Source organism: Ruminobacter amylophilus (assembly GCF_900115655.1).
GTDB lineage: Bacteria > Pseudomonadota > Gammaproteobacteria > Enterobacterales > Succinivibrionaceae > Ruminobacter > Ruminobacter amylophilus.
This window is the reverse complement of record NZ_FOXF01000003.1, coordinates 107,286-130,549: the sequence shown is the minus strand read 5'-3', so window position 1 is coordinate 130,549 and position 23,264 is coordinate 107,286. Positions and strand designations below refer to the sequence as shown.

At 46.3% G+C, this 23,264-nt stretch carries 20 protein-coding genes; 4 read left to right on the top strand and 16 right to left on the bottom strand.

What is annotated here, in order from left to right; all coding sequences use genetic code 11:
* Positions 1–73 precede the first annotated feature (73 nt).
* The 5 genes from BMY80_RS01625 to fabG form a co-directional block, all read right to left on the bottom strand.
* Positions 74–280, bottom strand: a complete 207-nt coding sequence (locus tag BMY80_RS01625; RefSeq protein WP_093140327.1) for a hypothetical protein — start codon at positions 278–280, stop codon at positions 74–76.
* Positions 281–532: 252 nt separating this feature from the next.
* A complete protein-coding gene (locus BMY80_RS01620) occupies positions 533–1,609 on the bottom strand; it encodes a methyltransferase (RefSeq protein WP_093140325.1) in 1,077 nt (358 codons plus the stop codon).
* The gene (locus BMY80_RS01615; protein ID WP_093140322.1) at positions 1,590–2,201 is read right to left on the bottom strand and encodes a COG4648 family protein; all 612 of its coding nucleotides are present in this window, start codon (positions 2,199–2,201) and stop codon (positions 1,590–1,592) included. The genes BMY80_RS01620 and BMY80_RS01615 overlap by 20 nt, the downstream gene beginning before the upstream one ends.
* A gap of 4 nt (positions 2,202–2,205) precedes the next feature.
* Positions 2,206–3,426 (bottom strand): beta-ketoacyl-ACP synthase, encoded by a 1,221-nt coding sequence (locus BMY80_RS01610; RefSeq protein WP_093140320.1) that lies wholly within the window; start codon positions 3,424–3,426, stop codon positions 2,206–2,208.
* Positions 3,426–4,169, bottom strand: coding sequence for a 3-oxoacyl-ACP reductase FabG (gene fabG, locus BMY80_RS01605; RefSeq protein ID WP_031578089.1), 744 nt, complete (start codon positions 4,167–4,169; stop codon positions 3,426–3,428). The genes BMY80_RS01610 and fabG overlap by 1 nt, the downstream gene beginning before the upstream one ends.
* Positions 4,170–4,636: 467 nt before the next feature.
* Between fabG and BMY80_RS01600 the strand changes: the two genes are divergently transcribed.
* Positions 4,637–6,295 carry a hypothetical protein gene (locus BMY80_RS01600; RefSeq protein ID WP_093140317.1) on the top strand — a complete coding sequence of 553 codons (1,659 nt, stop codon included), beginning with the start codon at positions 4,637–4,639 and terminating at the stop codon, positions 6,293–6,295.
* Between the two features lie 256 nt (positions 6,296–6,551).
* Positions 6,552–7,130: a hypothetical protein gene (locus BMY80_RS01595; protein ID WP_093140315.1), complete on the top strand. Its 579-nt coding sequence runs from the start codon at positions 6,552–6,554 to the stop codon at positions 7,128–7,130.
* 101 nt (positions 7,131–7,231) lie between these two features.
* Here BMY80_RS01595 and BMY80_RS01590 read toward each other — a convergent pair whose 3' ends face one another.
* The 7 genes from BMY80_RS01590 to BMY80_RS01560 form a co-directional block, all read right to left on the bottom strand.
* On the bottom strand, positions 7,232–7,738 hold the full coding sequence (locus tag BMY80_RS01590; protein ID WP_143066426.1) for a FabA/FabZ family ACP-dehydratase: 507 nt from the start codon (positions 7,736–7,738) through the stop codon (positions 7,232–7,234).
* The gene (locus tag BMY80_RS01585; RefSeq protein ID WP_093140309.1) at positions 7,716–8,909 is read right to left on the bottom strand and encodes a beta-ketoacyl synthase N-terminal-like domain-containing protein; all 1,194 of its coding nucleotides are present in this window, start codon (positions 8,907–8,909) and stop codon (positions 7,716–7,718) included. The genes BMY80_RS01590 and BMY80_RS01585 overlap by 23 nt, the downstream gene beginning before the upstream one ends.
* 157 nt (positions 8,910–9,066) lie before the next feature.
* Positions 9,067–11,343 carry an MMPL family transporter gene (locus BMY80_RS01580; protein WP_093140306.1) on the bottom strand — a complete coding sequence of 759 codons (2,277 nt, stop codon included), beginning with the start codon at positions 11,341–11,343 and terminating at the stop codon, positions 9,067–9,069.
* Positions 11,344–11,412: 69 nt separating this feature from the next.
* Positions 11,413–12,099: a LolA family protein gene (locus BMY80_RS01575; protein WP_093140303.1), complete on the bottom strand. Its 687-nt coding sequence runs from the start codon at positions 12,097–12,099 to the stop codon at positions 11,413–11,415.
* 31 nt (positions 12,100–12,130) lie between these two features.
* The gene (locus tag BMY80_RS01570) at positions 12,131–12,565 is read right to left on the bottom strand and encodes an acyl-CoA thioesterase (RefSeq protein ID WP_093140300.1); all 435 of its coding nucleotides are present in this window, start codon (positions 12,563–12,565) and stop codon (positions 12,131–12,133) included.
* Entirely contained in the window at positions 12,562–13,491 is a 930-nt protein-coding gene (locus BMY80_RS01565; RefSeq protein WP_093140297.1) for a lysophospholipid acyltransferase family protein, read from the bottom strand. Before BMY80_RS01565 ends, BMY80_RS01570 begins: the two co-directional genes overlap by 4 nt.
* A 2-nt stretch (positions 13,492–13,493) precedes the next feature.
* A complete protein-coding gene (locus BMY80_RS01560; protein ID WP_093140292.1) occupies positions 13,494–14,300 on the bottom strand; it encodes a glycosyltransferase family 2 protein in 807 nt (268 codons plus the stop codon).
* 355 nt (positions 14,301–14,655) lie between these two features.
* On the opposite strand from BMY80_RS01560, the gene BMY80_RS01555 reads away from it, so the two are divergent.
* A complete protein-coding gene (locus BMY80_RS01555) occupies positions 14,656–16,077 on the top strand; it encodes an alanine/glycine:cation symporter family protein (RefSeq protein WP_405349410.1) in 1,422 nt (473 codons plus the stop codon).
* Positions 16,078–16,191: 114 nt separating this feature from the next.
* Here the strand turns inward: BMY80_RS01555 and BMY80_RS01550 are convergent, their stop codons facing one another.
* Positions 16,192–18,468 carry a carbohydrate-binding domain-containing protein gene (locus tag BMY80_RS01550; RefSeq protein ID WP_093140286.1) on the bottom strand — a complete coding sequence of 759 codons (2,277 nt, stop codon included), beginning with the start codon at positions 18,466–18,468 and terminating at the stop codon, positions 16,192–16,194.
* A 608-nt stretch (positions 18,469–19,076) separates the two neighbouring features.
* Entirely contained in the window at positions 19,077–19,826 is a 750-nt protein-coding gene (locus BMY80_RS01545; protein WP_093140282.1) for a hypothetical protein, read from the bottom strand.
* A 314-nt stretch (positions 19,827–20,140) separates the two neighbouring features.
* Here BMY80_RS01545 and BMY80_RS01540 point away from each other — a divergent pair, with 314 nt between their 5' ends.
* Positions 20,141–20,791 carry a hypothetical protein gene (locus BMY80_RS01540; RefSeq protein ID WP_093140279.1) on the top strand — a complete coding sequence of 217 codons (651 nt, stop codon included), beginning with the start codon at positions 20,141–20,143 and terminating at the stop codon, positions 20,789–20,791.
* Here BMY80_RS01540 and BMY80_RS01535 read toward each other — a convergent pair.
* Both BMY80_RS01535 and BMY80_RS01530 read right to left on the bottom strand, forming a co-directional pair.
* Positions 20,788–21,570 carry a helix-turn-helix domain-containing protein gene (locus BMY80_RS01535; RefSeq protein ID WP_093140276.1) on the bottom strand — a complete coding sequence of 261 codons (783 nt, stop codon included), beginning with the start codon at positions 21,568–21,570 and terminating at the stop codon, positions 20,788–20,790. The genes BMY80_RS01540 and BMY80_RS01535 overlap by 4 nt on opposite strands.
* 265 nt (positions 21,571–21,835) lie before the next feature.
* Positions 21,836–22,852 carry an AAA family ATPase gene (locus BMY80_RS01530; protein WP_093140273.1) on the bottom strand — a complete coding sequence of 339 codons (1,017 nt, stop codon included), beginning with the start codon at positions 22,850–22,852 and terminating at the stop codon, positions 21,836–21,838.
* Positions 22,853–23,264 lie beyond the last annotated feature (412 nt).

Genomic DNA, 23,264 nt, shown 5'->3' with positions numbered 1-23,264 from the left:
CAAGGTATAAAAAAGGAGCCGTTAAGCTCCGTATCAGTTGACGTTCTTTATCGCCCAATCGATGGCGTGACCTTCATCTTCGAATTCCACTCCGCTTGCCTCGATGCTGATCCATCTCTGATTCCATCATTTCCTTGATGGTTCCTCCTAAAAGATCTCTGAGGGCAGCTTGTATATCAGCGGCGGTTTCAATGTTATATTCCTGAAGAAGCTGCTGAATGATCTGACGTTTTCCCTCAGTCATTTGGATTCGGTGGATGGTCATCTTTTCTTTAACCATAATGAAAAACTCCTGATTATATAAGTTAAATTATATCTCAGGAGTTTTTACGACATTTTTAGCTATACGTAATTTACAGAGTTTGGTTCACACGTCCATGAGGACTATTTCTTTACTCTAATTCGATACCAGTCCTCTCTCGGATTCCCAACAATTCCGTGAAGAGCCAAAACATTTCAGTATAAAAGCGAAGCCGGAAACAGTATCTGTTATCCGGCTTTGTCTTTTCCTTATGAATGCAGACGCCAGAGATTACTTGGTCAGTAACAGCAACGTATGGGCAAGCCCCACATGATCCATCATTCTGTGAACCTTGAAGCCAATCTTCTCCACCAGATTCACAAATTCGTCTGAGTGATAGAAACGGCTTACACCGTTGGCCATTGAACTGAAGTACAGGCTGTTGGCTTCAATGACAAGACTTGCTATGTCGTTGGACTGCTTGTCGCCGAACACTTCACTGATGGCCACCATCGAATCTTCACTCATGGCATTGTAGACCATGGTAAGAATCTCCTCTATCTGATCCATGCTGAAGCAGTCCAGGAACTGACTCATCCACCACAGATCCCCCTGATTTGGAAGTTTGGCGGATTCCTCGAGAATATTTACCGGATAAGTATCGATTCTGTCTTCAAGACCGTGCTTCCGGATATTGTCTTTTGCCAGTTCACACTGCTGAGGCAGATCAATGATGGTAACCTTCGTATCCTTTGAATACTCGGCCACGGCCAGAGCGAATTTACCTGTGTTGCCGCCGATGTCGTTGATGTGACTGAAATGCTTTTCCTTGAAAACAAGAGGCAGCATGACACTGAATACATTGTCCGAATAATAATGGTCAAAGCTGAACCAGGCCTTCCTCGCATTTTCCGGAAGTGAACTCAGATAAGGATAGATGGTGCTGCATGATGAAGTGAACACCTTAAGCCCCTTCGGTGTTCCGGTCTGCAGTGATTCGGTAAGGTAACCGAGTCCCTCGTAACAGAGCTCTGAAGAAAAATCGAAATTGACATTGGTCATTCTGTCATTGGCAAGATAATGAATTATCTTGGTGGGACTGAAGGAATTGTCGTCATTTCTGATTACCAGATCCGCCGCCACTGCCAGATCAATCAGAACTGAAACGGCGTAATCATTCAGTCCGGAAATTTCACAGAGTTCCAGTTTGGTTACGGATTCATTTTTACTCATTTTGCCGAAATGGGACAGAAGCCCCTTTTTCTTCATGGCAGCAACGGCCTGAAAGATAAAAGGACTGACTGCCAGATACTGTGCAGTCTTCAGTGCATCAACGGCACTGATATCGTTATAGTTCTTTTGTGTCATTAGTTCTGGAATTCCTTCTTCTCAAAATTATTCTTATTATGTATTCAACGGTAAACACGGTTCCGATAAGGATATATGAAATGACGCCGTTATAAAGCATCCACACCTCATTGCTGCCCCACAGGGCTGTAGCCAGAGAGATCATTCCGTTAACTACAAAAAAGATGCACCAGGCTGCAGTCACTCTGCGACAGTACATCCTGAAAAAATCATCCCTGTCCTCCTCCTTCACGGTATAGGAGGCAATCTTTTCTATCACCGGAGTACGCCCGCCGGTCAGACTCGAAGCGAATACGGACAGGAAGCAGCCGTTAACCATCAGGGGATACAGCTTCACCGCCAGAAAATCCCCGCTCAGGAGAAATACCGCCGCCAGCAGAATATCAAGAACAAAAACCAGCACGGCCGTTTTTCCCGACATGCCGTTTCTGCCTGCCGACAGCAGATTGCCGAGTCCCAGGCATACCAGCATAACCGCAACGGTTACGGTGGCATTCTGTCTGATACCCCAATATACCGCAAAGGGAAAAATTACACCTAGCACCATGCAGCATATTTTAAAAATAATCACCGGTAATTTCAGTCTGTTCAAGTTTTTATTCCACGGCTTTAAAAATCAGGGAGGTATTCACCCCGCCGAATGCAAAATTATTGCTCATGACATAACGTACTTCCGCCATGCGGCCTTCTCCGGTGATAAAATCCAGGTTTCCGCACTGAGGATCCGGCTCGTTCAGATTAAGATTCGGAGCGAACCAGCCTTCACGCTGCATCAGTACGCTGAGTTCAGCTTCCAGAGCCCCGGCCGCACCGAGGGTATGTCCCATGTAGCTCTTGAGGGTGGAAACGGGTACGCTGTTTCCGAAAATTCTGTATGTGGCAGAACCTTCAGCCGCATCCCCTGCCTGTGTTCCGGTTCCGTGAGCATTCACGTAACCGATGTCCCGGGCGTCAATTCCGGCACTCTGCAGAGCCATTCTCATGCATTTTTCCATATGCTCGCTGGACGGATTGGTTATATGGGTGGCATCACAGTTGGTGGCAAATCCGACTACCTCGGCATATATGCGAGCCCCTCTGGCAACGGCGTGTTCATACTCTTCAAGAATCAGCGTGCCGGCACCTTCGCCCACCACTATACCGTCCCTGTGAACGTCAAAAGGCTTTGGAGTAAGCCCGGGTTCATCATTTACCTGAGTTGCGGCGAACATGGCGTCAAAAACACCTACGGTAAACGGACTGAGTTCCTCGGCACCGCCGGCAATCATGATTTTATGCGCCCCGCTCTTTATGCATTCATATGCATAACCTATACCCTGAGAACCGCTGGTACACGCCGTACTGGTGGCTATCACCCTGCCGTGAATCCCGAAAAATATAGCCAGATTGACGGCCACGGTATGCGGCATCATACTGACGTACGTGGTGGCATTGAGAGCCGTAACGTTCTTTTTATCCACGAAATCCGCGCAGTCCGCCATGGCGGTAAAGCTTCCTCCGGAGCTGCCGTAGGCAATACCGGCTGTACCGTCACCGAGTTCCGGAGAACCGGTAAGTCCGGCGTCTGCCAGAGCCTTTTCGGTTGCGGCCGCGGCAAGAATTCCCACACGCCCCATTGTTCTGGTCTTCTTTCTTGGATAGGCCGGCAGTTCAGTCTTTACGGGAGCGGCCACATGACAGAGCATGCCGCTGTATTCCGAAAGCCCCTCCATAACCTCTACCCTGTTTTTCAGGGCGTGCAGCGAGGACATGCACTCTGAAGGTTCCGTTCCCAGCGGAGAGTACATTCCCATACCGGTTATCACCACTCTGGTCATTAGCACATTCCTCCGTTGATACTGATATTCTGACGGGTAATGTATCCTGCATCGTCAGAGAACAGGAAACCGATAAGAGCGGCCACCTCCTCAGTCTTTCCCAGTCGGTTCAGAGGGACCAGAGGAAGAGCATGTTCAATGACCTCTTCTGAAACCATTTTGGTTTCAATGATTCCCGGAGAAACTGAATTAACCGTAATCTTTCTTTTTCCAAGTTCCAGGGCTAGTGATTTGCAGGCGGCTATGATCCCCGCCTTTGAGGCGCTGTAGTTGGTCTGACCGCGGTTGCCCACCATGCCTGAAACTGAAGCGACGGCCACTATTCTTCCGCCGTTTCTCAGTCTTATCATCGGCATCAGCGTTGGCTGAACCACATTGTAGAATCCGTCCAGATTGGTGGTAAGAACCCTGTCCCAGGATTCTCCGCTCATCCCCGGCATCGGTCCGTCATCGGTAATACCGGCATTGCTGACCACGCCCCAGTAGGCTCCGTTCTTTTCGATGTCAGCCTCTATAAGATCTCTGGTACTCTGTCTGTCGGCCACGTCGAATCTTAAAATCACGTGTGATCCGTTCTCAGGTGTCTTCAGTTCCCTAATCAGTTTTTCCAGCTCACCCAGACCTCTTTCACTGTGGCAGTGGAGAGCCAGAGAAAAGCCCATGTCTGCAAGTTTTGCGGCCACAGCCTGTCCGATATCGGAACTGGCTCCTGAAATCAATACTCTTCTGTTCTTATCAGCCATGAATTGTCCGTTGTTCCTCAGCAGTAGATTATTCGTTATTTACCTTGTTCCAAAGACTGCGCCGGAGCCGTTACCATGCCGGAAACATCCCGGGGTAAAACGGACTGACCGTCGCATCTTCGCTTAAATCTTCAGTCAAACTAATGGATTGTATATGATTTAAGGCTCAGCCATAAAGAAAGTTATGCCTAAATTACAGTTTTCGTCATAATACTTACGCCCAATTGACCATTTTGTTCATAAATCAGCCGGAAAAATACTGCAGAAACGCTCCGCCACACACGTTTCCTATATGTGTGTCCCGTCGCATTTTCACGGCAGCGGACACAGATTTCAAAAATCATCTTGAGTTTCATGATAATTATGTATATAATTTAATCAGATTAGATATATTTATTATCTTTTCTATTAATGTGTATGTTTTTCCTTTATTCCACAGATTTAAATAGTAATTAAGGGGTTTCAATATGGATTATGCCATTCCGGGTGCCTCCGCACCATACCGTGTTTTACCGAACCGCAGTCTGAACCCCGGCGCCGCAGGCCCTGATCCTGATACCGGCTGCCGTGTTCCCGTTCTGCTTGAACGTTACTGTCTCAATGTTCTTCTTGCCGTTTCCGCACTTACCGACTATCTTACCTCCGCTGACTTCGGCTTTCATGCGGCTCTTATTCCCGCTGCCGGTACCGAGGCCTTTGCAAAAATCAACCTCTGGCGTACCGAACATCATCTGCCCATGTATGTGCTTAAGCGTGTTAAGGTGAACAATGCCGTCTTTACCCTTATTGTTCTTAACGGGAAAAAATTCGGTTTTGACGGAACCGGCGCGTCCGCCTATGAGAAGCTTGCCGCCGGGGTTTTCAAAGACGCCGGCATTACCCGTTACGCATTTTTCCCGTGCCGCGGAGACTCTGCCGCCTGCTGTCCTCTTTCCTGTTCCCGCGGAGGGAAAAAATCCGCTCATGACAGAAATGTTCATGAGGCGGATCCTCTCGACTTCACCCTGGCTGACTGCGTAACAGCCGCAGCCGGAGCTGACGGAGAAATCTCCGGCTTCTGCAATGCCGGTAAAACCGTCAGGGAGATTTTCATGCTGAAGCTTCATGAAGACCTGAAAGAACTCGGTGCCTGGCATAATCAGCCGGCATACGGAAGCTTCAGGCCGCGCGAGCTTTATCCTGACTCCGTCATGAAGGAACTGAAGTTTTCGGACACCCCCGTTAAAACTCTGTCCAATCACGTAAAATTCACCGACGGGAACTGCCGGGCTCCCGGAGTGCTGAAATTACTTACGCTTAAGGGCTGGAGATTTTATGCCTCCATCAAATGCTGTGAAAAATATGAAGAGCTGATATCACATCCTGACTTCCGCAAACTTCTGGGGTTTGAACCGGTCTCTTTTGCGGGCTTCAATCCTGTCGCATACCGGGATCTCGAAGCTTATCTTCACGAATCATCATTATGTGCGCAAAACCTGTACCGGAAACTTGCTGAAAGCGACGTATACCGGAGTATGTTTGCCGAAAGTCTTGCCCGAAACTTTGCTGAATACTCCGGGTGCCGGGAGACTGCGGCTGACGGTGAAAAGCGTTCCGGTATTTTTGCCAGTCACACGTTCAGGGCCGGTTTTAGCCTGACGCTTGACTCTTCATCCACCGATTCCGTAAATACCGGAAAGGAAGCGGAGGAAATCATGGATTTTCTGCATGTCACGAAGGATGAAGGCGGGATGAAGCTTTCCGGGACATACGACGGCACCCGGGACTGCACCCGTTTTCTTGCCGGGATACAGCCCTTCGGCCTTCCGGATTTCATCCGACTTGAGGAATCCGTTCCTCACTACCGGAATCTGCATGCATGCTTCTTTCTGGTACATAAACTCGCACTGCTTCTGAATGCCGAAAATTTTGTATTCGGATTCGATTCTCCGTTTAAGGGAGGAACCGTCACCGCCGTGTACGGAAAAACCGGCTGCTCTGATGACGAGGCTCTTAATCTTATGGAAAAGGGTATTGTTTTCCGGGGCATGACCTCTCCTCTTGTATGCGGAGGAACCCATGCAGGCATTGTCTACCGGCTGTCCGGAAGCTTTGACCGCGTCACCGTGCTTAAGGAAGAGTACTGAAACCGTTCATGATTAAAACCCTCTGCGGTTTAAATTCCCCGTGCGGATAAGCAGGAATCGGAAAGGACATAAGACGTTATGTCCTTTCCTTTCGGTCAACTGCAGCCGGGCCCCCGGCTCTGAAAAAACTAAAATTACCAAACTCAAGCTAACGTGATATACTTTGCAGAACATTTTGATACGGAGTCAGGTCTGAGACAAGAAAAACCAGAAACATGCCGGACCGTTCACGGACTCCCTGTAACTAAGGAAATTTATGATTTACTGTGTGGATCTTGACGGCACCTTAATCAGCAATGACATGTCCGTTACTTCATTTTTTGAAACCATTCTGAAAAAACCCCAGCTTATTCCGGCCTGTTACAGATGGCATCACGAAGGCGGCAGAGCCAGACTTAAATACAACATCGGGGAAATATACAATGTTGACATCAGCCGTCTGAAGTTCAATCTGGAACTTATAGACTACCTGAAGGAACTTGCTGAAAATCCGGACAACTCCATCTACCTCGTATCCGGAAGCACCCAGAGCATTGTCAGTAAAATCGCTTCATACTTCAGCTTTTTCAAGGAAGGCTTCGGTTCTTCAATCGATGTGAACCTTACCGGCAAAAACAAGCTGGCGCTTATAAAAAAATACTTCGGTGACAGTGACGTATGCTACATCGGCAACGCCAGAGTTGATCTGAAGGTATGGGAAGGAACCCACAGCGGTATTGTGGTAAGCAACTGCGGTTCCTTCATCAGCAGTGCCAAGAAGGTAACCAGAATCGAAAAGGTGTTCAAAGGCAGATTTGCCCATCTTAATCAGGAATACATCAGTAATAAAGGCTGATTACCGATACAGGCCTGCTATTACATGAAAAAGCCGGTGTTAATCCGCCGGCTTTAAACATAATCATCTGAAAGCTTCAACATGTCGCGGCAGTCTGACGCTTACTTTTCAAAAAGTCGGCTGACATAGCCGTCATCAGGTTTCATAACCGTTATTCTGGCCTCAATGAGTCTGTTTCCGGTTTCGGCACTGCAGACACAGGCTTCAGCCATGCATACCCCTGAACTGTCCTCATAGGAGATCTTTACGCGGGAACTGAGCTTCATTCCCTTTACGATAGGCTCCTTCGCCATGATTTTCATTTTACGGATTGAGAGAATAAAACCTATTTTGAAGTTTCTGCCGTTTATTCCGTCCTCGGCAATCATCAGTGCGGCGACAGTCTGAGCCATGGTTTCGGTAAGAGATACCGGAGGCATCACACCGTCCTTTTCGGAGTAGCCGACACACGGTCTCATTCCCGCGGTAAATTCGCACACAATGGTTCTTGCCCCGATATCAACGCTTTCCACACGATCAATGAAACGCATCGGTTCCTTCTGCGGAAGCCTCTCGATTACCCAATCGTATTCAGAGGAGGTAAGGTTATCTAACATCTGACTGCTCACTGTCGTATTTTCCGAAAATCAAAGAAATATTGTTGCCGCCGAAAGCGAAATTATTGGACATAATCACCGGTTTTTGGAGATCTTCCGGTTCCTTTACCAGATGAATGTCATCAAATTCATGACTAGGCATATGGCTGAGATAGCCTATGGCCGGAAGTTTCATGCCGTGTCTGAATATCAGGTAGGCAATATAGGCCTCAACCACGCCTGCCGCTCCGAGTGTATGTCCGGTAAGATGTTTGGTTCCCGATACAGGCACCCTGTCTCCGAACACGTCACGAATAACCTTGTGCTCCATGGCATCGTTAAGAACCGTGCCGGTGGCATGAAGATTCACGTATCCAATATCCTCCGGGCTGAGTCCGGCATCCATCAGAGCCAGTCTGATGGCGGTCTTGGCGCCGTGACCTTCAGGTTCCGGTGCGGAAATATGATAGCCGTCGGTACTTGAGCCGGTTCCCAGAAGTTTCATCACATATCCGCTTTTAAGAGGTTCTCTGGTAAGGATGGTTATGCCCACGCCTTCACCGATATTGATGCCTGCACGGTCATCACACAGGGGATGACACCTGCCGGTATCAAGAGCGCCCAGGGCAAAGAAACCGCTGACCGTGATTTTGCTCAGAGTGTCACAGGCCCCGACAAGTACGGCATCGCAGGCCCCGGATTCGAGAAGGGCTCTGGCGCTTACAAACGCCCTGCCGCCTGATGAGCAGGCTGTGGCAATGGAATAGCTCGGACCGGTAATAGCCAGTCTGTCGCTTATAAAAGCGGAGATGTTGCCGATTTCGGAAACTCTCGGATCGTATTTAAGTTCACCGTTTTTTTCACATTCGGCGCTCAGAACCTCGTTTTCCACATCGGTAATCGCTGAAGTGCTGGTGCCTATAACCGCACCGATGCGGTCAGGTGAATAGCGTTCCATCATTTCATCGATAAGAGGTCTGATATCATTCAGACATTCATTCAGCAGACGGTTGGCTCTGCAGTCATGTCTGTTCAGCGGATCGGGATAAAGAGGGATTTCCGCAAGATAAGCCTTCTGCCCGCCCGGCAGAAAACCAACACGTTCCCTAAGACAGATATCCGTACCTTCGGAAAGATTCTTCACGGATTCTTCTTCAGTTAATCCAAGTGCACTTTTGCAGGCAAAGCCGTTTATGTAAATCATGATTTTATTCTTAATCTGTATTATTCACGTACATACAAACCGGAACCCGGACATTCCGAAGTCCCGGTCGGTAATCCCGACAACTCATACAATTATACATTAACTTAAAAGTTATGCCTGCAAACATTGATGTCAATTCGTCAGATTTATGACGTAATCATGCCGATTCCGACAGTTTAACGGTCCGTGCCTGCTGTTTTTTCAGCATCAGAGCTGTAACCGGAATTACCGCAAGTCCCCAGAAAATCACTGCCCCCATATTAACTACCGCCGGCATGTCTGAAAGCATCAGCAGGCCGCAGGAAACCTCGGTGGAAATCCATGCAAGCGAAAGCGTGGCCAGAGTATTGTCCGAGGAATCCTCCTTCATGTTCCTGATAAACACGCAGTAGTCCGCTCCAAGACCGGTAACCACGAAAAGCGCCACGGTGGTGAACAGATTAAAGCTTCCGGTAATACAGTAATCGGCAATGATTCCCGCCCCGAGTCCGGCGGTAAGAGGCAGTACTGCGGAAGTGACAATTTCAGTTCTCAGGACAAGGGCTCCGGCGGCAAAAATCAGCACCAGTGCAATGAGGAGCATTCTGTTCAGCTCCTGTCTGTAGACTCCGAAAGCCTCAGACCAGTCCTTCCGCCTGTCCAGGGAAGAAAAGCCTCTGAATGACCTTATTTTCTGAATAAGCCCGGCGTTATGGGAATTGGCACGGACAAGCACCGACTTTTCACCCGTCATAAAATCCGAAAACAGGGGCATATCGGTCACTTTAAAGGTTGTCGCCCCGACGGGACTGACCTCTCCGTCATCAAGGATGAATCCCTGTTCCGCGTAAACTTCCTTAAGTGCCGGATACAGTGTTCTGTAGTTTTCAATGCTTGAACGCTGCGCCCTTTCAGAAGGAACCTTGAGACACGGAGCCTCCAGGGCCATGCGTTCATCGGAAGCGAGAGTCAGCAGAAAATCCTCGCAGGACTCCATGGCGTTCTCAAGAGAGTCACCGTCAAGAATAAACCACAGACTGCCGTCATCCCCGTTGACCGTTCTGTTTATTTCCATATCCATTTCGGCAAGTTCCGTCCGGTTCTGACGAAGAGAAGCGACGTCATCATCGGCTCCGGACACAAACATGAGACAGCAGGCCGCAGTCACGGTAAGCAGAGCCGCGGCGGCAGAAACGGAACGGGGAATTTTTACCAGCCCCCGGCGACAGATAGCCAGCACGTTTAATGACGACGAGGATGCAGAAATCCTGTGCAGCCTGCTCAGACTCAGGCAGTAGCAGGACAGCAGAAAGGTTCCGGTAAGCACCACGGAGGCAAACACGCCGAGTTCCCTGAGGACATTCAGCCCCGTAAACGAGGTTACCCCGTAGGCAAGTACGCTGGTAATGAGACTCAGTGTTAACGGGAGTCCCAGTTTTTTTCTGATTTCAGCCGGACTTTCCCCGGGCTGATGCGCGCGCCTTACCAGCACATGCAGAATATAGTCAAAGGAAATACCGGCCAGTGAGGCGCCTATGGCAATGGTTATCACGTGCATGCTGCCGAAAACCGTAATGACGGTACCGAAGGCGCTGAACATGGCAAGCGAAAGAACCGCCACAGCGGAAACAAGAGGTTTAACGGATCGGAAGAAAAAGAGAAGCAGAATCACCAGCATGATTCCGGAACCGATACTGATTTTACTGATATCGTTTTCCGAAGACGAAGCCGCCTCCTCGGCAAAGAAAAAAGCTCCGGTATACAGAAAATCAATTTTCCGGGACTGCAGATTTCTTTTAAGTTTTCTGCAGAAATCAAAGAGTCCGGACTTCTGGGATGAGCTGAGATCCGATGCGGAAAGAGAAGCGCTTATTACATAGTTTCTGCGGTTTCCGCCGTCGGTAATGAAAGCAAACCCCGAAGGATCAAGACTGTATCTTCCTGCAGTCTGTCTGCCAAGATAATGGCGCATGGTGAAAAACGGATCATTGCGGATTTCCTTTTCGGTGGCACCTCCGAACGGGCTGTACAGTACACTGAGAACCTCCTCCCTGAGTTTTTCGGGATCCGGTCTTCCCCCGGTAAGATAGTCGTCAGCACCGAGAGCATATCTGTGTGCAAAAAGCAGACTGCCGGTTTTTTCCATGTCGGCAAAATTTCTGACTCTGACAAAATCAAATGCGTTCAGCTCTGCGGTAAATTCCTGCAGGGTCTGTTTCATGACGGATCCAGAGACTTCTGTCTCTCCGTCAGCCCTGAATACAAAAAGAAGCTCCCGGGAAAGCTTTTCCGTAAAATATGCGGATGATTCACCGTTCTGAGTCAGATGCGGAAGCAGATAACCGATATCCGTGCTGATGATGCCGCGCCCCTTCTGCAGAAATACCGCAGTTCCGGTAATTATCGGAATCATCAGAAGTAAAAAAACCGCCAGTGCCTTTATTTTATCTCTCATGCTGAATTTCTTAATGTGTATCAACGCCGTCATTTCCTCAGAAAATGAGGATTACCGGGAAAAAGAACTTTATCTGAAGCTGCAGAAATCCTTTATGCCGGCAGCCTTTGGGGAATCGGCCTGCTGTCCGGAAAACACCATGCCGGTATAGCTGTTTCCGTGTTCCATAATGGTGATGCCGCTCAGCATGTCATGTTTTCGTTCCAGCTTTATACGGTAAATAACTCCAGCGATCTGTCGGTCCTTAGGCTGCAGATATATAACCGATATTCCGTCTTCTCCTCTGCCGCCGCTTACCACGTCAAAGCTGTCGGTTACCTCCATGGATCTGCCGTTAACCCCGCTGTTAAGCACCGCAAGAAGAATGCTGTTGAACATACCGTTCTGATCCCCTGACACTGATTTTGAGGAACCGTCCGCCTGAAATTCGGTTACCCCGTTATCATCAAAGAGCCAGGCTCTTCTGAAAGGAGTCAGCATCTTCCAGCAGAGTCCTTCCGAAGAAGAAAAAAGCATGCTGCCGGTGGATTTCAGAGTTCTCTCAGACTCAGCCATGAATCTGGTCTGCTCAAAATCACTTATTACGGAATCATGCTTCAGGCTCCCGAAAAATTCTGCCGCGGCTTCGGCTGATGACGGAAACCCTCCGGACAGGGATTCATTTTTTTCTGAAGAGGTCTCGGCTGCCGAAACGCCGTGCAGCGTTAAGGACACCAGAACCGCAGAAGCCGCCAATGATCTGAAAAACACCTTCATTTATTCTTTTACCTCCGTTTCACCGCCGCAGTTATGCTCCGGCTTTTTCAGAAACGCCGGGAAGAGCCTCAACGGCATTTACAAAGCCCTGAGGCATGAAAAAGCTCAGCTCGCTGCCGGATACCGGCAGGCACACCTGAACGGTTTTTGCCTTTACGCAGATTTCACCGTCACGGATGATTTCAAAGGAATGAACCAGCCTGTTGACGTATTCATCAAGATAGACCACAACCGTAAATTCATCACCGAGTCTCAGAGAGTGAAGATATTTCATGCGTTCATCAACTATCGGAAAGAAATTTCCGTCGTCGCGAATCCGGCGGTAGCCGTATCCGATAAAATCAAGAAACTCACCTCTGGCCACTTCAAGATATTTCAGATAATTGCCGTGCCATACCACCCCCATGGGATCACAGTCGTAAAACTGCACTTTCTGATGTGATTCAAATGTATACAGATGGCTCATTCGCTGCCGCTCCAGAAATCATAAAAATTAAACCATTCATAGGGATACCTGTACAGAATCTTTTCCAGCTCGGAGGCATATTCCTGTGCATACCGCTGAATTGACTGTTCACGGTTCTTTCTGTCCAGTTTTACGGATCCCAATTCATGACAGTAAACCTTGATGCCGCTGCCGTCAGTCAATCCTAACATAATACACACCGGAATTTTAAGAATTGATGCCAGAATCCACGGTCCCTGCGGAAGTTTTGCCTTTTTTCCCAGAAAATCCACCTCAACGGAACGGGTAGACTCATCAATAAGACGATCTCCCATTATGGCAACCCACTCTCCCCGGGAGGTTCTGTCGGCAAGCTCCACGGACAGCGAAGGCCCGATGTCTGTGGTACTGATGATATTGAGTGAACTGTCCTTATTGAGACTTCTGAGGTAGTTCATGAACACCGAACTGTTTTCGGCATGCATCAGAACATTTACGGTCTTTTTTATTTTCAGGGTATTGAAGGCTCTGAGTACCTCAAGGTTGCCGATATGAGCCCCCATCACCAGAACTCCGCCGGCTTCCTTCGCCCTGGCAAGAGATCTCTGCAGACCGCCGTCAATTTCTCCCAATTCCCCGAAATCCGTCTGACCGGACCATGATACTATCTTTCCGATGACGGCCCTGCAGAATGAATAGATGTGCCGGCGGGAGCTCAGTCTGCCGAGCCTGATTCCTCTGCCGGAGGCTGAACGGCTCAGAAGCTCAAGATATTCTCCGGATATTCTTCTGACTCTTCCGTTGAACAGAAAGATAATCCATGAGGCGCACCAGGCGATACAGTAAACCGCTTTTTTTCCGCCGATGCGATAAATAAACAGCAGAACATTCATCCCGAAAGGAGAAGTGCTTTCACGCTGTTTTCGCCATGATGCGGGACTGCCCATTACTATACGTAACCTCTCTTTCTGATGGCCGGATAATGGAACACCTTCTCCGTACACAGTCTGGTATGCATCATGGAGATGCGCAGGTTGTCGGAAAATCCCCGGAAGTTGCTGCGGGTGCCGGGGGAATATTTCACATTCACAGGAACTTCAAGGAAATCAACTCCGGACCAGTACATGCGCACGAAAATATCCGTGTCAAAGTCCATTCGTCTGCCGACATGTCTGGAATGCATAATGCCGAGAGCCTGTTCCAGGGGATAGAGACGCATGCCGCACATGGTATCAACAATTCTGCATTTACCGAGTTCCACGCAGACCCACAGATGCGTCATGTATCTTCCGAGCCTGCGGCAGGTCGGAACGGAGTGATCGTATACAGGAGTTCCGTTTATCATTTTTTCAGGATTCTGAGCTCCGAGACTCAGAAACGTCGGTATATCCTCAAGATCATGCTGTCCGTCCGCATCAATCTGAAGCACGTGGGTAAAACCGAGCTCCCTGGCCTTTTTGAAGCCGCTGAATACCGCAGCCCCCTTTCCCATGTTGATCTCATGTCTTACCAGCACCTGATTCATCAGGGCAACCTGTTCCCTCAGCTTTGAGGCCTTCGGTTCTCTGTTGCCATCGTCCACCACAATTATTTTTACTCCGTAGTGCAAAAGGTCAGGCAGAATTCTTATAAGGGGTTCCACATGTCTGTAGCATGGAACCACAAGGCACGGTTTGAAATCCGGCACGACGTTCTTCTCTTCCACAACATTCAGGGGAGCTCTTTCCTGCGGCTGACGATAGTTGCTGTATCTCATAGTTAACCAACTCTCTTTATGTTTTTGTTTACTAAATTTCTAAACTGATATTAAAACCGCATATTTAAACACAGGTTCTATAATATATCAGAAAGATCTGTTCAAACTCTTAACCTATGTAACATATTTCAGCATCCGATGACTGAAATTCACTCATTCTGAATGTTTTTTCGTAATCCTCCCCGTCTTATTCAGACTGATGCGTTTTTCCGTACACACCGCATAACCTGGAACAAATCAGGTCACCTGTTTGGAATTATCGCCATGCTCATATATAATGCACACGAAAAAATTTTTTGTTCTGGCTTAACGCAGTTTATCTGCTGCAGATTTGGAAATAATCATGAATGATTTTATAAAATCAACTGCAGAATTCATACAGGCCGCGGATGACTTCATATGGGGTCTTCCCATGCTGGTTCTTCTGCTCGGCGTCGGTATTTTTCTGACAGTAAATCTGAAGCTTCTCCAGGTGTTTCACCTGCCGAATGCGATAAAACTTCTCTTCACTCCTCATAAGGAACATCATTCCAAAAAAGGAGACGTTACCAGTTTTGCCGCCCTGTGTACTGCACTTGCAGCCACCATCGGTACCGGCAACATTGTCGGCGTGGCCACAGCTGTCGGAATCGGCGGTCCCGGAGCTCTGTTCTGGATGTTTGTCGCCGCATTTTTCGGTATGGCCACCAAATACGCCGAATGTCTTCTGGCAGTAAAATTCAGGGAACAGGATTCCCGCGGTCACTTCGTCGGGGGACCGATGTTCTACATCAGAAACGGCATAGGATCCAGTCATCCGAAAACCGCAAAGATTCTGGCGGTAATGTTTGCGGTCTTCGGTATTGTTGCCGGCTGTATGGGTATCGGTACATACACTCAGATAAACTCAGTGGTTGAAGCCGCAAACCAGCTCAGCTTTGACAGACTCTACGTAACCATTATCATCACGATTCTGACAATCATCATCACCTACGGCGGACTCAGAACGATTTCCAAAACCGCTCAGAAGGTCGTTCCTTTCATGGGAATCATCTACATAATCACCTGTGTACTGGTAATCCTTCTCAATCTGGAAAAGATTCCTGAATCCCTGTATCTGATTATAAGTTCGGCATTTGCTCCTACTCAAGCCATCGGCGGTTTTGCCGGAGCAACCATCATGATGGCAATGCAGAAAGGTGTGGCCAGAGGTATCTTCTCAAATGAAGCAGGTCTCGGTTCCGCTCCTATCGCCGCCGCTTCAGCCAAAACGAATTCTCCTGTTGAGCAGGGGCTGATATCCATGACGGGAACCTTTATCGATACCATCATCATCTGTATGCTCACAGGTCTTACCCTGGTAATAACCGGAGCCTGGACTTCAGACAAAACAGGTGTTGCCATGACCACCCTGGCATTCCAGGGAGCTCTCGGCAATGAAATCGGCCTGTACGTGGTAAATATCTGTCTGATTCTTTTCGCCTTCACCACCATCATCGGCTGGAATTTCTATGCGGAACGATGCGTGATATTCCTGTTCGGAGTAAAGGGAATCAGACCGTTCAAGATACTGTATATTCTGCTGGTAGCCTCATACATTCTGATTGTGCTTTTTGTCGATATGAACAATGTTGCCGAAAACACGGCCATCAATGCCATCTGGACCATTGCCGATATTGCCAACGGACTTATGGCCTTCCCTAACCTTGTGGCTCTGTTCATGCTGAGAAAGGTTATTTTCGAGGAAACCAGAAAATTCTTTTCGGGTAAAAAAGGATGCAGTGAACTTCAGAATTAAAGATAAGCTTTCAGGTTACCTTTAATCAGAATTTATGACACATACTGAAACATACTGAAAAAAGAGTCTGCCACGGCAGACTCTTTTTATCTTTAGAATAAAATCACGGAATGATTATCTTCCGCCAGGGAATGAAGGCGGTTCACCGCCGCCGGCTCCCGGTCCGAAAGATCCGCCGCCCTGAGACAGAGAAGTATAGACATGGGTTGAATCATTGGTGGTTACGGAACCGGTTAGAGAGCCTCCGCTTACTGAAGGCATTACGGTATACAGGCCTCTGAACTCTGTTCCACCGCTTACGGTCACTCCTGAATATACGCCATAGGTATCCGCAGCGGCAAGATTTGGAGAGGACACCGTTGCCAGACTGTATGAAGTTGAAGGAAGCTTAAACACAAACACAGGATTGTCTGAAGAGTCCATGATTGCCATAACGGTATTCTGACTGCCGAGATAGCTTGAACCGATTACAAAGGTATTCTGAGTTGTGGTTGAAGAACCGGTACTTGCATACTCATGGTTTGAACCGCTGATGCCGACAGCCACGCCGCCGGTAAATGTCAGCTTTCCGTCACAGTCAAAACCGTCTTCACTGCCCATGGTGGCCACGCTTACTATAACACCGCCGGAAATGTTGATGTCTCCGTTGGAGTCAATGGCATCCGCACTGGAAGCATTAAGATAGAGACTGCCTCCGCTGATGTTTATATAGGCGGAGCCGTCACGACTTGCATTGAGTGCATCATCCGTAGTATTGATGTTGAAAGTACCGCCTGAGATTTCCAGACCGAGTTTGCCTTCAATCCCTTCAGGTGAACATTTTTCAGCTTCAGTGGTGAGAATACCGTCTTCGTCATAATATGAAACTGTATTCTGGCTTCTGTCTGAATCAATAACCTGACCGCTGGTGGTGATATTGAAGGTACCTCCGGAAATCTTTACTACCGGACTCGGATCGTCGGTGGTTTCGGTTGTTTCTGCATCATCTTCGATATCCCATTTTGCACTTATGGCCTTGCCGACGGTAGTAATGTTTACGACACCGTCAACAAAGTTCATACCGCCAAGACCTGCACCGTCCTCACTTTCATCGCCTGATACGATAATGCCGCGACTCTGCTTATTGGTATGATTGCCTACACCTTCAATGTTAATGGTTCCGCCGAACATGTCAAAGCCGTTCTTACTCTGCAGACCGTTGCGGCCGCTGTTCTTTACACCTATCTGACCGCCGTACACGTAAAGTCTGTTCTTGGCATAAACACCGTGCTTGTAAGCCGTGCTGATATTCAGGATACCGTCACCGCTGATACGGAAAATTCCCTTGGTACTGATAACACCGTTATCGTCTGAACCGAGAGCCCATTTCTGAGTCATGGATGCCTCGCTGACGTCAACGGATGAATCAACGGATGAATCATAATAGTCAGTACCGTTTGCCTTACTGTATCCTATACCGAAAATACGTCCGTCTGTCAGGTAATTGGTGCCTTTGAGAATTACATATGCGGTGGCAGTCTTGGGTCCGACTACAACGGCAGGATTATTGCCGCTGGTAATATCCACCCCGTTAAGTTCCACGCCTACGGAAGCATTCTTTTTGGCTGTTATGTCAACGGTACCTTTTGTCAGGGTACCTGAAAGAACAAATTTAATGCTGTCTGAAGTACCGGAGGCATCAACTGTAATATAACCTTTACCGTCTCTTACTATTGAAACACCGTCTATGACGGCAGTTTCAGTTCCCTTGAGAATTGAACTGAATTCCGAATTATCGGTTGAGAAAGTCAGATCACTGAGATTTATATAGATGGTATCACTGAATACCGGTAAGGATTCATCTGTGGCATTATTACCGTAATCTCCGGTATAGCCGGAAAAGAGATCCGCTTTAACAGCCGGTGTACCGTAGGAACTCAAATCCTCATCATCAGCATCGGAATCATCACTGCCAGATTCATCTCCGTCGGAATCTCCGCTGTCAGAATCACCACTGCCGGAATCTCCGCTGTCAGAATCACCACTGCCGGAATCTCCGCTGTCAGAATCACCACTGCCGGAATCATCACTGCCGGACGAACCGCCCCCTGAAGAGCCGCCATCCCCGGAAGAATCATCGCCGGAATCATCCCCGCCGGACGAACCGCCTCCTGAAGAGCCGCCATCTCCGGAAGAATCATCGCCGGATGCTCCGCCTTCAGATGAACCATCATCTCCGGAGGAATCACCGTCAGACGAGCCGTCATTACCTGATGAACCTGAATCATCACCAATGGAAATTTCCGTACCGTCAGAACTTGCGGATGCTCCGCAACCTGTAAGAGAAGCTGTAAGTGAAGCAGAAATAATTACAGCTAATAGAGATTTTTGAAAACTCTCAAGATTTATCATCTTATAATCCTCAGTTAAAATATATACTGCTGACTGCGATTATTAATCCTGAATTTAACTTTTATGCTTATTTGATTATCATTAGTATTTTATTATTTTATATTATTTTTAACATCTGCTTTTGCCGAACACAGCACACACAGTGTTTAACGAATTCAATGATATTTCCAGTTACCTTAAAATATACAATTCATTAACATGCTAATTGTAACCAATGATTGACTGGTTTTCCTGTATTAATTTTATACATTTTAAATAATTGCTAGTTTTATCATAAAAAAAACTTGAACACGAAGCAGACACAGTGTGCATTTTTTATACTATTTAATATCGTTGTCATATAAAATCAAGATAAAACAAGAAAATACTGAAATGTCTTATTATGTATTTCCTCAGATCTAATTTAGCCGATTGACCGCTGTTCTGTTTCTGTGCCTTCACTTGAACAGAACAGGATTTCCGGAAAGAAACATAATCCGTTGTCGTAAACTGATTTTTCTTTTTTTCCATAAATCAGCCGGATATTCCTTACGGCATATACTTCCGTATATGTTTTTCTTAACATGGACGGTTCCGTGAATGATAAAGATCCTGAAGTTCTTTGGAAATCACTTCTCCAGTTCTTTCAGTTTTAACTCATCTTCAGATAATTCCTCACGCAGTGTCTCTAACTGCTTTTTTATTTCCGGAATTCTGCCTTTCAGATAGATGCGATGATAGTCATCACGTTCGGCACGTAATCTGTCATAATTTTCCTGTTCTTCCGCCAGCGATTTATTTACATTTATCAGATCCTGTTCCGCCTCTTCTGAAAACTGACGTAATTTCTTATTAAAGTCATAAATTTCTTCATAAGATGATTTCAATGAAGCAATTAATTCAGAAAAAAAATCAGCAGGCAGATGATGTTCTTCAAGCTTTTTAGATTCCTTAGTAATCCTTATAAGTTCATCATTCTGGGTATTACCTTTGACTGTCATTCTATACATAGCAATTTGACTTTTCACACGTGATTTGAAGATTTGAATTCTCTCATCAATACTGTCGCACACTCTTCTGTTTGCGGATCTGCACTCGTGCAGGAACCGGCAGCTATTATTATCCAGCAATCCGTAAGCACGAGCTTCATATGCAAAAGAAATCGAACTGGTATAAATATCATCAATATCATGAACAATTTTCTGTAATTTCTTATACTTTTTTACAATTTCATACCAGACACCGGCAGTTTTCCTGGCAATTTCAGCACTTTCCTTACCAGTGGCCAGAGCCTTGCACAGGCTAGATTCAGCAGCTGTCAGTTCTCTGATTCGATCTGAAGTTTCCTGATTTTTTTCTGCATTATTCACATCACCCATCGCATATTCTCCTTATTTTCTTAATAACTGTTTCACATAATCGTATGACGTCTGTATAAACTGATGTTTTATCATCATGTTTTAATATTAGCACATATCAGACATATTTGTTATATTTTAATCACATATTCAATATTTTTATTGACATAACACCATACAAATGTATACTAAAAACATATTTAACCCACATAAAGCAAATATTTTAAAACAATATCCACCAACAGACATCATTAAAAATTTACACTGTTCAAGCATTAAACGGAACTAATGCCTCAACTGAATTCCGTCATAAAAATATAAAAGGAAGTAATTTTATGAATTCGAAAGATAATTATGAGACTTTTTCAGCCTCTCAGATTGAAATGACCCTGACTCTTGCTCTTGATAAACCTCAGCGTTTCGCAGGATGTTACTATGCCAGAATGAATCCGGTTCTGTACCGCATGTCGACACTCGTTCCTCTGCCATGCTGTAAAATTGACCCGAGTGTAAAGGATGCCATGAGCATTTTTCTGAAAAACTCCTTTAACGATGTCGAAGAATACTATTCAGAATATGAAAAGGAACTGGATGATAAATACAGTGAAAAAGGATTACCTAAGGATGGATACACTTCTCTGAAATTCACCAATGAGAAGGAATTTACTCTGCTTGTCGACAATCCTTATGCACTCAGATTAGCCAGACTGATCGTACGTTACGACAATCTGCTGAAGAAACTGGATTTCTACTGGCTTTCAGGTTTTATGGGAGATGCTGAACGCCTTACTCAGACAATACTGCTGAATAATAAAATTAAAACATTCAGACATTCCATCGGCCATATTAACAAAGCGCTTTGCACCAAAAAATATAAAAGCCTCGGTTTCGGCGGTGAAGACGAACTTACGCGTGACGAAATAGTCGCAGCCCTGCACGAAAACAGCGACTATCCTGATACGGAATTTAAAGCCTCTGCGGCCTAGTTCTTGTCAAAGAGAAGATGAAGCAAATCATTGGTTGATACGGTAACATGTTTTACGGAAACCACCACCGCTTCAACATCTTCAGTTTTATTAACGGAAACAGCGGCGTATCTGTCATTCAGAGGTTTTATCAGGAAGCAGCTGTTTTTCTGTTCCAGAATTCCGAAATCACCGGTTCTGGTTTTTACGATTTTTCCGGTTATATCTTTCAAATCAAAGCGGTTGTCGTCATTGAGATACATAAGTTCTATGAGATCATCGGGGTAAATGGACAATTTAGCCAGATTGGCATCACTTGCTATCATTGAATAATTCTGAGGGAAAACCTCATCCTGTAAATCAAAGCTTTCCTTAAGAATATCCAGAACATATTTCATGTAATTATTTCTGGAATCATTGTTTCTGCTGTTAAACAGGAGAAACGCTCTGCGATCAAAAAGTTCGTTCTGAGACAGACTTCTTTCACCAGACTCTTCGCCCCCGACTCCTCCGAAAAACTCTATTTTCAGATTGAAAAGATTGGCAAGCTTTCTGGCAATTGCGGGACTTATCGGACTCTTTCCTCCTGTCAGACGGTAATAATGTCCAAGTGAAATGCCTATGGCCCTGCTCACTTCCTTGGCCGTAACATTACAGATTTTATTGAGAATTTCTAATTTTTTAGGTATCGGTGCCGCCAGAAGAAGACTTATTTCGTCTTCAGTGTACTTTTTATTGATTACCAGAGTATCAGAATTCTTAAAAGATGAATAATCACTGTAAATTTGACTTTTGCTCATTTATTTTTCTCTATCCAATAATATTCAGGTGTCTGTCGGCATAAATGCTGAAACCGATGCGCCTGACTGAATGTTACAGCCTGGTGTTCATCAGTTATCACTGACATAGATTATAAACAAATCCTGCAATTATTTAAAACACTGATGCAAATAGTTGTCGCCTCGAACAAATTAGAATTCACAAAATTCTGTCATAATGAGAAAAAGCAGCATCAAAATGAGAAGAACAACCCTCAAACGAGGGTTGTTCAGCACAGTGACATCTTTACAGATTATCTGTCACTCCTGCCATGACATCAGATTTTAGTCTTAACACATAACTGCTTTCTTCTTCAGAAAGGCGACCGGCAAATGCATGCAGCAGGGCAGCATCAACAGGATCACTTTCATAGGAATATGCAACCGTCAGTGTTGCCCATCTCACTAATGTTCTGGTACTCATAGGTACGGACATATAGATATGATTAGGCATCGGATCAAGGTGCGACTTTCTGATTTCAGAAGCCACCTTTACCATATCAGACAACAGACCCGCATCAAGTTCAGGTGCCACCAGTTCAAGAAGTTTCAGTTCTTCGTCATGTGACATGTAATCACATCTGATGAATCTGAATCTGTCCAGAAAAGCGGCATTAAGGAGCTGTGTACCGTGGTAGGTTCCTCGAGAACCCCTGCCGCAGGTATTTGCAGTAACCACCATCCTGAAATCAGGATGAGGCTTAATCACCTCTCCATTGTTTTGTATCACGACCAGATTTCGTCCTTCAAGGACGTCATTAAGACCGGAAAGCTCAGCAGCATCGGCTAAATCTATTTCATTAAGAATCAGAATATAACCGTACTTCATGGCTCTGGCCAGCGGACCGTGAACAAACACCAACTCATTACTGACAATGGTTGGATGACCAATCAGATCAGAGAGTTCAAAACGACCGTTGATGGTTAGAGAAACCACCGGCCATTTAAGAACCGCAGCTGTCTGCATGACCATTGATGTCTTACCGCAGCCGCTAGGGCCGTAGAGATAGAGAGCATCGCCGGAAGACTTTCCGAGAAATGAAACAATGTGTCTTAACATGTGTTCATCAAAAACATAATCATTCTGCTGTTTTACCAGATACTGACAGTTTTCATCAAACACGGGAACCTCAATGGAAACACCTTTAAGGCCGTCAAGTCCGAATTCAGCTCCGATATCAGCCTTGCGGACTGATAAAGATGCTTCATCACGGGTTACATTTTCAGACATTTCAGTTTCAGTCTTGTCATAAGATTTACGCATAATTTTCTCCTTAGCGTACAGCGCCTCCGAGCAGAACTGTGCTCAGGGCAACGGGCTTAAGCCCCAACCCGGAAATCAGAAGATTCCGGAACCCATACCTCCGATAAGAGGCATCAGCGTTTCCCGAAGGAAACAAACTGTCCGGACAGGAAAGCCGAACAGAAGAATCAAGGAGAAAAATTCTTTTTATGCTGTTGAATTATTAAATGATGACAGCTCCCGTGAAAATCCCCGAAAGCGCGTCAGAAAAATTGAAGGAATGATAAGAAATAAAAGATGCGGGCACAGGACGTAAAGCCTTGATTTACGGCTGTGATTATTTGAAGTATTTTCCAGGCTGCTCATGTTAAACACGGAAAAGATTGAATAAATTGCGAATCTAAGCAGGTGGAAAAAATCCATTTAGATGATC